Annotated in this window: 18 protein-coding genes and 1 tRNA gene; all 19 read left to right on the forward strand. The window is 61.1% G+C overall.

Features of this window, described 5'->3' with window-relative positions; all coding sequences use genetic code 11:
- The first annotated feature begins 95 nt into the window (after positions 1 to 95).
- The 19 genes from GFD25_RS11475 (at position 96) to GFD25_RS11565 (ending at position 10,572) form a co-directional block, all read left to right on the forward strand.
- Positions 96 to 299 (forward strand): helix-turn-helix domain-containing protein, encoded by a 204-nt coding sequence (locus tag GFD25_RS11475; protein WP_163232944.1) that lies wholly within the window; start codon positions 96 to 98, stop codon positions 297 to 299.
- Complete coding sequence (locus tag GFD25_RS11480) at positions 296 to 487, forward strand: MerR family transcriptional regulator (protein ID WP_163232946.1); 192 nt, start codon at positions 296 to 298, stop codon at positions 485 to 487. The genes GFD25_RS11475 and GFD25_RS11480 overlap by 4 nt, the downstream gene beginning before the upstream one ends.
- A 130-nt stretch (positions 488 to 617) precedes the next feature.
- Positions 618 to 956, forward strand: coding sequence for a hypothetical protein (locus tag GFD25_RS11485; RefSeq protein ID WP_163232948.1), 339 nt, complete (start codon positions 618 to 620; stop codon positions 954 to 956).
- Positions 946 to 1,212: a hypothetical protein gene (locus GFD25_RS11490; protein WP_163232950.1), complete on the forward strand. Its 267-nt coding sequence runs from the start codon at positions 946 to 948 to the stop codon at positions 1,210 to 1,212. The genes GFD25_RS11485 and GFD25_RS11490 overlap by 11 nt, the downstream gene beginning before the upstream one ends.
- Positions 1,199 to 1,441, forward strand: coding sequence for a hypothetical protein (locus tag GFD25_RS11495; protein ID WP_163232952.1), 243 nt, complete (start codon positions 1,199 to 1,201; stop codon positions 1,439 to 1,441). Before GFD25_RS11490 ends, GFD25_RS11495 begins: the two co-directional genes overlap by 14 nt.
- Complete coding sequence (locus GFD25_RS11500) at positions 1,428 to 1,907, forward strand: RusA family crossover junction endodeoxyribonuclease (RefSeq protein WP_163232954.1); 480 nt, start codon at positions 1,428 to 1,430, stop codon at positions 1,905 to 1,907. Before GFD25_RS11495 ends, GFD25_RS11500 begins: the two co-directional genes overlap by 14 nt.
- Positions 1,904 to 2,221 (forward strand): hypothetical protein, encoded by a 318-nt coding sequence (locus tag GFD25_RS11505; RefSeq protein WP_163232956.1) that lies wholly within the window; start codon positions 1,904 to 1,906, stop codon positions 2,219 to 2,221. The genes GFD25_RS11500 and GFD25_RS11505 overlap by 4 nt, the downstream gene beginning before the upstream one ends.
- Before the next feature lie 171 nt (positions 2,222 to 2,392).
- Complete coding sequence (locus tag GFD25_RS11510; protein ID WP_163232958.1) at positions 2,393 to 2,815, forward strand: hypothetical protein; 423 nt, start codon at positions 2,393 to 2,395, stop codon at positions 2,813 to 2,815.
- Positions 2,812 to 3,093: a hypothetical protein gene (locus GFD25_RS11515; RefSeq protein ID WP_163232960.1), complete on the forward strand. Its 282-nt coding sequence runs from the start codon at positions 2,812 to 2,814 to the stop codon at positions 3,091 to 3,093. The genes GFD25_RS11510 and GFD25_RS11515 overlap by 4 nt, the downstream gene beginning before the upstream one ends.
- Complete coding sequence (locus GFD25_RS11520) at positions 3,086 to 4,030, forward strand: hypothetical protein (RefSeq protein ID WP_163232962.1); 945 nt, start codon at positions 3,086 to 3,088, stop codon at positions 4,028 to 4,030. Before GFD25_RS11515 ends, GFD25_RS11520 begins: the two co-directional genes overlap by 8 nt.
- Before the next feature lie 13 nt (positions 4,031 to 4,043).
- Positions 4,044 to 4,916, forward strand: a complete 873-nt coding sequence (locus GFD25_RS11525) for a hypothetical protein (RefSeq protein ID WP_163232964.1) — start codon at positions 4,044 to 4,046, stop codon at positions 4,914 to 4,916.
- Positions 4,917 to 5,260: 344 nt separating this feature from the next.
- Positions 5,261 to 7,699 carry a bifunctional DNA primase/polymerase gene (locus GFD25_RS11530; protein WP_163232966.1) on the forward strand — a complete coding sequence of 813 codons (2,439 nt, stop codon included), beginning with the start codon at positions 5,261 to 5,263 and terminating at the stop codon, positions 7,697 to 7,699.
- Between the two features lie 4 nt (positions 7,700 to 7,703).
- Positions 7,704 to 7,898 carry a hypothetical protein gene (locus GFD25_RS11535; protein ID WP_163232968.1) on the forward strand — a complete coding sequence of 65 codons (195 nt, stop codon included), beginning with the start codon at positions 7,704 to 7,706 and terminating at the stop codon, positions 7,896 to 7,898.
- Entirely contained in the window at positions 7,882 to 8,127 is a 246-nt protein-coding gene (locus GFD25_RS11540) for a hypothetical protein (protein WP_163232970.1), read from the forward strand. Before GFD25_RS11535 ends, GFD25_RS11540 begins: the two co-directional genes overlap by 17 nt.
- Before the next feature lie 115 nt (positions 8,128 to 8,242).
- The gene (locus GFD25_RS12340; RefSeq protein ID WP_239512563.1) at positions 8,243 to 8,914 is read left to right on the forward strand and encodes a hypothetical protein; all 672 of its coding nucleotides are present in this window, start codon (positions 8,243 to 8,245) and stop codon (positions 8,912 to 8,914) included.
- A gap of 16 nt (positions 8,915 to 8,930) precedes the next feature.
- Positions 8,931 to 9,692: a hypothetical protein gene (locus GFD25_RS11550; protein WP_163232972.1), complete on the forward strand. Its 762-nt coding sequence runs from the start codon at positions 8,931 to 8,933 to the stop codon at positions 9,690 to 9,692.
- 106 nt (positions 9,693 to 9,798) lie between these two features.
- Positions 9,799 to 9,873 (forward strand) — tRNA-OTHER (locus GFD25_RS11555).
- Positions 9,874 to 10,015: 142 nt separating this feature from the next.
- Positions 10,016 to 10,222, forward strand: a complete 207-nt coding sequence (locus tag GFD25_RS11560; protein WP_163232974.1) for a tensin-4 — start codon at positions 10,016 to 10,018, stop codon at positions 10,220 to 10,222.
- Positions 10,219 to 10,572 carry an HNH endonuclease gene (locus GFD25_RS11565; RefSeq protein ID WP_163232976.1) on the forward strand — a complete coding sequence of 118 codons (354 nt, stop codon included), beginning with the start codon at positions 10,219 to 10,221 and terminating at the stop codon, positions 10,570 to 10,572. Before GFD25_RS11560 ends, GFD25_RS11565 begins: the two co-directional genes overlap by 4 nt.
- Positions 10,573 to 10,949: the final 377 nt, after the last annotated feature.

Here is a 10,949-nt window from a genome sequence, read left to right on the forward strand (position 1 = left end):
GCGGACTAGGATTTCACGCTCACCACAGGTGAGGCACCACTCCGGATTACGCGCTCATTTTCAAATGAGGCACCTCGACGTTCCCGTCCCCGTGGATGACGCGCAAGGAGCTGGCGAAGTACACGCGGCTCTCCTACCAGTCGATCGGGAAACTGTCCAGACTGGGCGACCTGCCACCCGAATACCAGGTGTGCGGCATCTATTTGTACAACCGCATGGAAGTCGACGAATGGATCCACAGCAATCTCGTCACCCGCACCCCCACCAACACCGAGAACAGCGAGGAGGCGGACTCATGAGCCGAGGCATTCTTCTCACGCCCGTTCAACTGGCGGAACGCTGGCAGATCCCGGTCCCCCAGCTCGCCATGCAACGATACCGGGGACAAGGACCGAAGTTCACGAAGATCGGCGCGCACGTCCGCTACCCGTTGGAGGAGGTCGAGGCGTACGAGGATCGCAACCTCCGCCAATCAACCCTCGAATGACAAGTCTTGCCATACGCCCGTCACTCGTCATGCGAACGTATGGCAACAAAAAGGCCTGTGACGGGTCACATTGCCGAATCTTCACCGTCACAGGCCACCCCACCACAATCACGAATGAAAGGAACGAGTCATGGTGGATGACAACAACCATATCAAGTGCCAATACTGCGGGCATGTCCACGGCAGCGGCGACGAGCCGTCGCAACAGCCCCGCATGTTCAAGGAACTGGTCGACCTGCTCAACGACAAGCCGGGACAGAACGAGACGCTCAACCGGCTGCAGCACTACCGCAACACGCTCGCGGACGCGTACGACGCATTGAGCTCGCTCGCTTACTGGGCGTTCATGGACGGCAGGCAGGAGATCGCGAAACGCGCCAATGCGTTGACGTCGGAGATCATCAACGTCGACCGTCTCATCGACGAGGACATGCGCCTCGAACGGAAGAAGGCCGACCATGTGGCATGAGCTCCTGCGCACCGGCAAACGCATCCAGAATCTATCCGATGTCGTGCCGGGCGACGTCGTGTTCCTCACCTGCGACGCCACCCCGTATCTCGCGTTCACCGTGCACGAGATCACCGTGCGCGACAACGTCACCTACCTGTGGATGAGCAGCAGCCGCCACTACCGGATCGGCGGCGTCAGCACCGTCACGTTCGAAACCGCCATACGCCCCGCAAACCATTCCAACACGAAGGAGACCAGTCATGAGGAAGCGTAACCGCAAGCCATGGAAAACCATGCGAGGACTCCTCCTGCTATTGATCCCGTTCATCGAAGGCTGGTGCGCCAGCTACGCGTTCACCCACTCGTGGACGGACGGCAACGCGGGACAGATCCAGATCACCGCCTGCTTCCTGTTGGTCATGGCCCTGCCGTTCCTGTTCATCGCGCTGATCGAACAGTACGACGGCACCGAACGGAAGGTCGGGCAGGATGAAGCCAAGTGAATTCGTGCTGTCGCTGCCCGGCGACCCCGTCGCCAAAGCCCGGCCACGCGTCTACCAAGGACACGCGATCACACCGAAGAAGACCTTGCACGCGGAGGAACGCATATTCGCGGAATTCCGCCGCCGCTACCCAAGCGCGAAACCATTTGCGGGACCGGTGGGCGTGTACGCGGAATTCTGGATGAGCAAGCGAGGCAAACCCGACATCGACAACCTCCTGAAACTGATCCTGGACGCGTTGAACGCGGTCGCCTACCTGGACGATTCGCAGATCCAACGCATCGGCGCCATCAAGATCATCCCCGACCAATTGGTGCCCGGCAAACGGCCGGGAACCACCAGGAAACGCCGCCGCGAGGATCCGTACACCTACCACGGCAAGGAATACGAGCCGCATCTGCTCGTCCGCATCAAATCATTGCCGGAATACGATCCGGCCAAAAACCTAGAAGGAGACGAATCATGAGCACGAAAGCCACGCCGAAGGCCATCCAGCAGGCGTTGATCACCGACGAGGATCTGAGCGCGTCGCTCGCATGCCTCGTACCAGTGTCCAGCCGGATCACCGACAGCGCCGCCACGTTCATCGACAAGGCGTCGAAACTCCTCTACGACGACAAGGTCGCCTTGTCCACGACCCAATTGTTCGCGGTGCAGCGGGCGATTGACGTCGCCCAGCAGGTCGTCAAGGAAGGCAGCGCGGTCAACCGGCTGCTCCGCAACCCGGAACAGGCCCGCGACCTTGTGATGAACCATCCCGCCGAGAACGCCCATGAGTAGCCGACTGTACATGGCGTACTGCCCGGTCTGCGGCCATTTGAGCCCGCCGACCACATACGCGGTCGCATGGCGTACCGTCGACCAACACAGCAGGGTCGACGGGATGGTCGACCACGGCGAACACGTCATCCCCGTACATGACACCACGCAACTCGTGAAAGGAACACGATCATGAAATCAACCACCGAAGCAATGGACAGGCTCGACTCGCCGGATCGGAAGGCCGCCCCCACCGACACGACGCCGACCGGCGACATGTCGGTCGAAACCCGCCTGTTCATCCAACAGGCGCAGCGCATCGCCGTCATCGACAGTCAAATCAAAGAACTCATGGAGGAACGCGACGACCTGAAATCGCAGATCCTCATGTCCCACCCCGATCCGGGATCGTACGAGGCGGGCGCGTTGACGGTCACCGTGAAAACCGGCGCCAAGCGACTCGACCCGCGCAAGCTCGAACAGGCGTATCCGGCCGACAAGTACCCCCAGTTGTACAAGGCGACGCTGGACACGAAGGCCGTACGCAGCCAGTTCGCACCCGCCGCGCTCGAAGCGTATCAGACGACCGGCAATCCCACGGTGGTGGTCGCATGATCTCGCAATCCAGTCTCATGAACATCATCGGCCGCACCATCCAAAAATACGACCACGACCTCACAGACGACCTGTACATCATCGACAGCAACCGCCTCGACTCGTTGTGCATGGACGCGGCGAACCTGATCATCCAAGGCGAAAAGGACATCGAACAACGCGACCAGGAACACACGCTGCACGATGTCACGCTCGAGATCACACAGCTCAAGACCCGCGTCAACGATCTCGAGAAACGAGTCTGGAACCTCGAAACCAAGGATGTACGCCATGAGTGACGCCACCCCCATCGACCTACAGCAGCCCCAACCGGCGACACAACCCATATTGCAACCGTCCGCACCACCCAAAGTGCAGGTGGATGCGATGAACGCGCCGCGATACTGGGCGGAAATCAGGTCGATCATCGAAACCAGTCTCGCGAACGCGCCACGCGAACTGCAACGCGAGATCGGCCCCAGCGAACTCGGTGTCACCTGCATCCACTGCCTCGCCGCCAAACTCGCCGGATGGCCCAAACGCGAACCGCGCGACAAAGGCTGGACGCCGGCCCTCGGCACGTTCATGCACGAACACCTGCAACGCCTGTTCGACCAACGCGACGACAAGATCGCAGGCACCGACACGCGCCGATGGACGGCCGAACTCAAGGTTCCCGTCGGCCAGATCAGCGGACTCGCCGGTGGCACCAGAGTGACTGGCAGCATCGATCTGTACGACCAGGCGAACATGCTCACCGTGGACTGGAAACTCGTCGGCGACTGGAGCCTCAAACGCAAACGCGCCAAAGGCATGCCCCAACAATACGTGATCCAAGCCAGTTTGTACGGCATCGGACTACGAAATAAAGGGCTGCCCGTCGAATGGTCGGCGATCTACGCGATGCCCAAAACCGGCCGCAACGGATTGGCCGACACCGTCGTCTACGAAACACGGTTCGACCCCGAACCCGGCCAATGGGCACTGCAACGCGCCTCCACCCTGTGTACGCTGCTCGACCTCATCGAAACCCAACAAGGGGAAGCCGGGAGGGACGCGTGGATCGCCAGCCTGCCGCGCGATCCCGACGAATGCTTCGACTGCCACGACAACACCTATCAGGAAACCGACCTCAAAGGCGACATGTGGACGGCCAACCACCCCCACAAGCTTGACAGCTACCGGCCGTTCGCCACCCTGATCCAACCAACCTATCCATCCAGCCAAAACCAGTAAAGGAGAAAACACCATGTACGGTCAAAACTATCAGCATAACGGGTACGGATACCAGCAGCCCCAACAGGGATACGCGCCGCAGCAAGGCTATCAGCAGCCCATGCAACAGCCCCGCCCAGTAGCGCAGGACATCAGCCTCGACGAGATGATGAGCGGCGGCACGCCCAGCGCATTCGACAAGAACACGCCCCTGGGCACGAGCGTGACCGGCGAGATCATCGAAATCCACGCCGAACAGCAGCGCAACATCCAATCCGGAGAACCCCTGTTCTGGGACGACGGCAAGGCGAAACAGCAGATCGTCATCACTTTGCAGACCACGCTCAGGGATCCGAACATCCAATACGACAACGGCCAGCGCCGCGTCTACGTGAAGCAGGGCGCGAACGCCAAGGCGCTGAAGGCCGCGTCCTTGGCGGCGGGCGTGGGCAACTATCCGCGCGTCGGCGACACGCTCACCGCGAAGTTCGACCACACCACCCCATCCAAGCAACGCGGGTTCAACGACCGCAAGGACTACACGTACGTGGTCGTACCAGGCGATCCGAACCGCAAGGCGATGGACGAGATGATGAACGACCCCCAGAACGCGCCTCAGTCGGGCGCGTACGCGCCGAATCCAGCCCAATCGTATTCGCAGTACCCGCAGGCTCAGAGCGCGCCGCAGGGCGTGACTTTGAACGTGCCCCAGCAGCCCGCGCCGCAGCAGCAGCCGGCCGCTCCTCAGGCTCCGCGCGTGAACGAACAGCAGGTACTCCAATTGCATGCGGCCGGCAAGAGCGTACCTGAGATCCAGACGCTCACCGGATTCCTCGCCGCGGACATCCAGCGCATCGTCGCCCAGGCGGCCCCGCACGGAGGCAGCGAACAGGAGCCCGAATTCTAGGCTGCGAGCAGCCGCTAACGGTTTGGCCGGCCGGCGTGGAAACCCGGACGGCCAAAACCAGCCAAACCACTCATACGTGATTCAAGGAGGCTGACGATGTGGAACGTAAGAGAAGTAAGAGAACGTAAGTTCTCGACTGCTCAAAACGTCGCTAGCCAGTTCAGGTCTTACATGTCTTACGCACTCTTACTTTGTCAAAGTAAGACCTTTTTCGTTGGTATTACGCCATTACAGACCATATATAACAACTCTTACGTTGTTGTTGCTCTCTATATTAATAAGTATGTATGTAATGCTTGTTGTATAGGGGCCGTAAGACGTAAGACCCCGAGGGGCGTGATCGCATGACCCTCGACGGCCAGTACAAGGACTACGAGCCGATCGAAACGGACACGCTCCCAGCCAAATTCTTCGGCTGCTTCAAACTGCTCGACCTGACGTTCACTCCGGCGAACGATTACACGGTCATCCGCACGATCACCGGACAAAGCCTCGAACTCGTGTGCGAGGGCGAGGACGGCAAAAAGGGCGGCAAGCATCCCGTGGTCGACGCCGGATATCAGAAGGCCATCTGGGAGCTGCGCGAGCATCACTTGCGTTACTGCCCGTCGCAGGATCGCCTGTGGCGTCGCGACGTGGACGACAAGGATCATCCCGGCCCGCGTCTGATCCTGAACTCGTGGCATCCGATCAAGTCGATCGAGGACGAGTATGGGATCGGCGCGAACGCGAACTCGAGCCGGCGTAATCCGAACATGAGCGAGGCGATCCTGCGCGAGGCGAAACGCGCGCAATGGTTCCCACAGGTCGAACGTGGCCTGCGGGTCGACCCGTGCGTGTGGATCCGCGAACACGGCAAGCTGGTCGAATACCGGGGTGACAACGACATCGCGGTCACGCAGACCTTGGATCCGAAGGGCATGGGCAATGCGGTGGTCGACCAGGCGTGGAACATCGCGCGTTGGCTGACCGGCGACGAGCATTCCGCACGCAACCTGATTCGCCTGTTCGGCACGCCGTGGCTGGAACCGTTCAAGCAGCTCAGTTACGTGATGAGCGGCCATGGCGGTGACGGCAAGACGTTGATCATGCGTCAGGCGGTCATGGGCGTGCTCGGCTCGGATCGCGTGTTTCCGGGTTTCTCGGTCGCTCAGTATTGTTCGGGCGGCGGGTACACGTTGAACCGTGAGAGCATGAATGATGCGATGGACGGCAAGGCGTTCGCGTACGACGATGAGTCCTGCGAGGTGACCGAAGGCATGTTGCCGTCGTTGCGCGCGTTGTCTACCGGTTCGGAGATGCAGGCTCGTGTGACGGGCGGCAAGTATCGGACGGTGACGCCGACGGCGACGATGGTCATGTTGACGAACATGGCGTTCGCCGATTCGAGCGAGAATTCGGATCGGCGTCGTTTCGTGAAGATCGACATGCATCCCAGCAACGGGCGTTCCTACGACGAGTATCATGCGATCGAATCGTTCTGCAAGAAGCATCCGGCCGCGTTCTACGTTGCCAGCGCACGCCTGTGGATGGAATCGGACGAACCGGATCTGGTTAACCTGTCCCCCGCTCGTCAGATCAGCGATGAGGTGTATTGGCTGATCACGTCGATTCTCGAGAACGAGGCGAAGTACGGTCAGCCGGTCGCGTCCCGCCAGGACTATCGCGACGAATTCCACACCGGCATGCCGGATTCGCTGCTTGATCTGCTCGGGTTGAGGAACAGCACGAGTGTCGCTCTTCCTGGCGGTCAGCAGCGTGTGGTGCGCGTCGTGGATCGCGCCCGGTTCGACGTGTACGTGCACGCGTTGGATTCGGACGCGGAGGCGCCGAACGAGACGGTGAAAGCCGAGGTGGACGCATTGGGGATGCCCGGCGTGGACTCATTGCAGCCGGTGGAGGTTGCGGATTCATGCCGTGAGAACGCGCAACTGGTCGAAAGCCTGTGTATGGGTCAGGTGGGTTTCGCGCCCTGTGAGGGCAGGACGAAGAAGGACGGGATCACCGACGAGAAGGTGAGCCTCAGTTGGAAGCGTCTCAACCCGGACTTGGCGCATCGCAGCACTTCCGACAGTGTGCGGTTGGATCAGACACGCTACTGCGTCCCATTGCTGGGCAGCGTGTTCGTGATCGACTGCGACGCCCCCAAGCAGGACGGGCAGCCGCATGGCTTCCAAGTCCTACAAGCACAGATCGGCAAGTACGGCGGCGGGCTGCTGCCTGTCACGCTGGCGGTGCGCAGCCCGCACGGGTTGCATTTGTACTATCGCACTCCGGCCGGTTTCGATATCGCGAATCTGAAGAACGCGGTGCATCCGGACATGATGCCGATCGACCTGCGCGTCAGCGGTAAAGGCTATGTGCTCGGCCCCGGTTCGACCGCGAACGGCGGCGTATATCGGATCGTTGATCTGCCGGACGGCGAGATCATCCCGGAAGCCACCCCGGAGATGATGCGGTTCCTCGAACACGAGTTCACCGACCAAGCGCGGCCGACGGTTATGGTGCATCGGCCGGCCGCGCAATTCAGCCTCGACGACGTCATGCGTGATCCCGCGCCGGCCCGTCGTTCGTCGAACGGCCGACCGGACATGAGCCCCATACCGGAAGGCGCGCGTAACGACACGTTGCACGCGTGGGCCTATGGACGGCTGTTGCATCATCCCGACAACGAACGTCAGATCGAACGCGACCTGTACGAGCGCGGCCACGCGTCCGGCTTGCAGGACGCGGAATTGGCGACGATATGGAAATCGATTCTGCGACATCAGGGAAAGGCATGAGGGTATGAGAGTCGACATCAGCGACGTGCTGCTCTCCCAGGCATTGACCGCAATGGCCGACGCCGGATTGGGCGCCGACAGTCCGGCCGAAGCGTACATACGCGGCTACAGGGACGGATGGCAAGCCGGCATCGACCTCGCCATCCGCATCGAAACTAATTTCGACAAGGAGGATCTTCAGGATGAAACAGGTAAGTGACACTGGTGGACTGCATGTCCGCACGCTGCGCATCGAAGTGCTGCGTTCCGACGGCGTAACCATCGATATCGGCTCATTGTCGGGCGGCCCGGACATGCCGAACACGGCCATGGCGCACCCGAAGCTCGTTCGGGACAAGAGGTGGCGTGACCTCGTGTTCAACGCGTTGTTCGACTGGATGGGCTCGGTCCTCGAAGCCGCCGACGACCAGGATGGGGACGAGCGATGAGACGCGCGCATCTGCATGGCGGCTGTTCACGGTGCGGGCGTTTCCTCAGCCTGCAGACCGTGCACCCGCCATTGTGCGTCACCTGTTGGCGGTACACGCATGGCAAGGCGCGATCATGGATCGGATCATGCCGGGTGTGCGGGGCGATCGAAACACGCATGTCCGGCGACGACAACGTCTGCGACGACTGCCGGATCCGATGCGAGGATCCGCCTGTCGACCTGTCGGATCCGGATATCAGACGCATCGTCAACGAAATGAGGCAAGGAGGCGGACGGTGAAACGCAAGCCGGTCGAGCATAAGCCGTCGTGGCTGCGCGTGTTCGCTCCGCCCGGCAACCTCGCGAAACTCGACCCATGCGTATGCGAGGGGTGCGGCCGTTGGGTGCTAGTCCAGCAGCTCGGCGTCTGGGATGTCTATGATGCGGGCGTTGTCAGCGGGGATGATCTGACGGTCGCGATCATCCTCGGCCGACGACTATCCCGCATCAAATGGAACAGCACGTATCGGCAGCCGACGTTGATCGACGTGTGCGGCTCCATTGGCGTTCGGCCGGATGGTCAGTATCTCGCCGAGCACGTGTGCGGATCGGGTCGGATCTCGGACAAGCCGTTCACACCGTCGAAACGCGAACAGCAACCGGGCAAACCGTTCCCGATCACCATGTCGAAGAAGGAGGGTGAGGAATTCGCTCGCCTGTGGCGCATGCCATTGGCGGAGTTGAGGAAAAGAAAAACCCCAACAGACGGATCTGCAGGGGTAGTTGGGCAGCAGCAACTATTCTAGCCGAAAGGATCACATCGTGGAATGCCAACATTGCCGTCAGCCGATCGAAGACCAGTACACGCTATGCGCGGGATGCGAGCTTGCGTTCTGCCGTACGCTCATCCGACTCGCCGCGGATCTCACCCCGTTGCATGACTCGTTGGACGCCACGTTGCATCCTGGCGGGCACGCGCCGACTCGCATCCAGACCGCAACGCCACCCACGCCGATCCGGTTGGACGTGTTGGATCTGATCGACCTGCTGGACGCGACCGCGCGTGAACTGCTGCATTGCCTTGACGGTGTCGACGCCCACTTGGACGGTACGGATCCGCGTGATGAGGATCTGCAAGCCGTATTGTGGCGTGCGGCCGGCCATCCACGCCTCGCCATGCTCCCATTGTCCGGCATGTACTACGAGGCCATCACGGCGATCGCCCGCAAGACCGATCTCGTATTGGATCCGCCCGAGCATCGGCGCGAGATCGGCACCTGCGAACGCTGCGAGACGATGCTGACCGCCGGGCCGAACGATCTCACTGTCACCTGTCCGGCATGCGGTGTGGAACAGCGTGTGCAAACGGTCAAACTACGACGGTTGGAACGGCTGTGTTTTGATGATTCCAAACGCGGCAGCGCGGCCGAGATCGCGCGAGCGTTCACCGATGCGGGCATCACCTGCCGGCGGAACACGATCAGCCAATGGGCCTCGCGAGGGAAAATCACGGCGTCGCCGCAGGGTTTCGCCTACTGCGACGTGTATCGAGCGTTGATCGCCGGCGTGTCGCCACTGGAATAAAACCCGGACTGTCACCATACTATGCAGTGGAATAAGTGTATCCAGAGCCCTTCGAATCTCCCGGTTCGAAGGGCTCTGGCATATTCCGATGCGATCATCCACCTTCGCTTTCGTAGGCTCAGCGGCTAGAGCGTACAACCGCATGGTTGTGTAGTCGCCGGTTCGAATCCGGCCGAACGCGAAGTGGGATCGCATGTTTGGCTTGCGTGCCTGAGAGGACTAAAGGATCACGCCGGGATGGCGCGATAACCAGCAAACACCGTCACTGGTTCGCGGCTTCGAATACCGCCCAAGCCACCAAACCATCGAGAGGGAGTCGTGCGATGAGGAACATCCCCACCCTGAATCTGGTGGTCACCGACGAGAAGACCACCCGCCGGCTCGCCGAGATCACCGACCTGCCGGTCCCCGTGCACGTCACCCCGGCCGGGCATATCATCGTGGACGACCTCGCCCCCTACTTCGAAACCGCCGCACAGGCATTCGTGGATACATGGAACCACATGACCGAGAACGGGACGCCATCATGAGCAACCCCCGGCGAGGCAACGGCAAGGCATACCGGCGAGACCTGCTATGCCAACGCGTCTACGCCCATTACGACCACTGCTACATCTGCGGCCGGCCGGTAGACAAAACACTCGCATGGCCCGACCCATGGTGCAAGACCGTGGACGAAACCATACCGGTCGCACGCGGCGGCGACCCATTGGACTGGAACAACGTCAACCTCGCCCACAACTGGTGCAACAGGATCAAAGGAACACACACACTGGAATGGGCAAGAAACGAAGTCGCGCGACTGCTGCGACTCGACCACGACGCGAAACCGCCGCGACGACCGACCTCGATGCCGTTGACGACCAGCGGCGAATGGTGACCCTCAACCAGGGGAGGGTATCCTCCCATCCGGCCAGGCCTGAACCTCGGGTGCAGTCGGAATATCTCCCCGGGGTTACGTTCCGTCACCTTGGTGACGCGACGGCAAGGAGGTGACGCAGCGTGACGGCTAGAATCTGCGGCTACTGCGGTAAGCCATTGCCCGCGAACGTCACCAGCCGATGCAGATACTGCCCCGGCGGCACGTGCCGCAAGCTCGCGTGGAAACGCGACCATCCCGCGGGCAAGACGCCGCGCAGGAAAGCAGTGCGGAAACCGAAGCCCTCTCGACCCGCGCCAGCCACCGTGTTTAGTTAACTGATGGATTGAGTGGCGACGCTGACGCTCGCACCATGCGTGGTGTTGTTTGAAAAACGT

Origin of the sequence: Bifidobacterium aerophilum, from assembly GCF_010667685.1 — a bacterium.
GTDB classification, from domain to species: Bacteria; Actinomycetota; Actinomycetes; order Actinomycetales; family Bifidobacteriaceae; genus Bifidobacterium; species Bifidobacterium aerophilum.

Excerpts from the sequence above, each read along its gene's own strand:
- GFD25_RS11540 (WP_163232970.1), top strand. The coding sequence starts at position 7,882 with ATGAAACAGGTAAGTGACACTGGTGGACTGCATGTCCGCACGCTGCGC.
- GFD25_RS11520 (WP_163232962.1), top strand. The coding sequence starts at position 3,086 with ATGAGTGACGCCACCCCCATCGACCTACAGCAGCCCCAACCGGCGACA.
- GFD25_RS11565 (WP_163232976.1), top strand. The coding sequence starts at position 10,219 with ATGAGCAACCCCCGGCGAGGCAACGGCAAGGCATACCGGCGAGACCTG.
- GFD25_RS11510 (WP_163232958.1), top strand. The coding sequence starts at position 2,393 with ATGAAATCAACCACCGAAGCAATGGACAGGCTCGACTCGCCGGATCGG.
- GFD25_RS11525 (WP_163232964.1), top strand. The coding sequence starts at position 4,044 with ATGTACGGTCAAAACTATCAGCATAACGGGTACGGATACCAGCAGCCC.
- GFD25_RS11535 (WP_163232968.1), top strand. The coding sequence starts at position 7,704 with ATGAGAGTCGACATCAGCGACGTGCTGCTCTCCCAGGCATTGACCGCA.
- GFD25_RS11475 (WP_163232944.1), top strand. The coding sequence starts at position 96 with ATGACGCGCAAGGAGCTGGCGAAGTACACGCGGCTCTCCTACCAGTCG.
- GFD25_RS12340 (WP_239512563.1), top strand. The coding sequence starts at position 8,243 with ATGGATCGGATCATGCCGGGTGTGCGGGGCGATCGAAACACGCATGTC.
- GFD25_RS11505 (WP_163232956.1), top strand. The coding sequence starts at position 1,904 with ATGAGCACGAAAGCCACGCCGAAGGCCATCCAGCAGGCGTTGATCACC.
- GFD25_RS11560 (WP_163232974.1), top strand. The coding sequence starts at position 10,016 with ATGAGGAACATCCCCACCCTGAATCTGGTGGTCACCGACGAGAAGACC.
- GFD25_RS11495 (WP_163232952.1), top strand. The coding sequence starts at position 1,199 with ATGAGGAAGCGTAACCGCAAGCCATGGAAAACCATGCGAGGACTCCTC.
- GFD25_RS11530 (WP_163232966.1), top strand. The coding sequence starts at position 5,261 with ATGACCCTCGACGGCCAGTACAAGGACTACGAGCCGATCGAAACGGAC.
- GFD25_RS11500 (WP_163232954.1), top strand. The coding sequence starts at position 1,428 with ATGAAGCCAAGTGAATTCGTGCTGTCGCTGCCCGGCGACCCCGTCGCC.
- GFD25_RS11480 (WP_163232946.1), top strand. The coding sequence starts at position 296 with ATGAGCCGAGGCATTCTTCTCACGCCCGTTCAACTGGCGGAACGCTGG.
- GFD25_RS11515 (WP_163232960.1), top strand. The coding sequence starts at position 2,812 with ATGATCTCGCAATCCAGTCTCATGAACATCATCGGCCGCACCATCCAA.
- GFD25_RS11485 (WP_163232948.1), top strand. The coding sequence starts at position 618 with ATGGTGGATGACAACAACCATATCAAGTGCCAATACTGCGGGCATGTC.
- GFD25_RS11490 (WP_163232950.1), top strand. The coding sequence starts at position 946 with ATGTGGCATGAGCTCCTGCGCACCGGCAAACGCATCCAGAATCTATCC.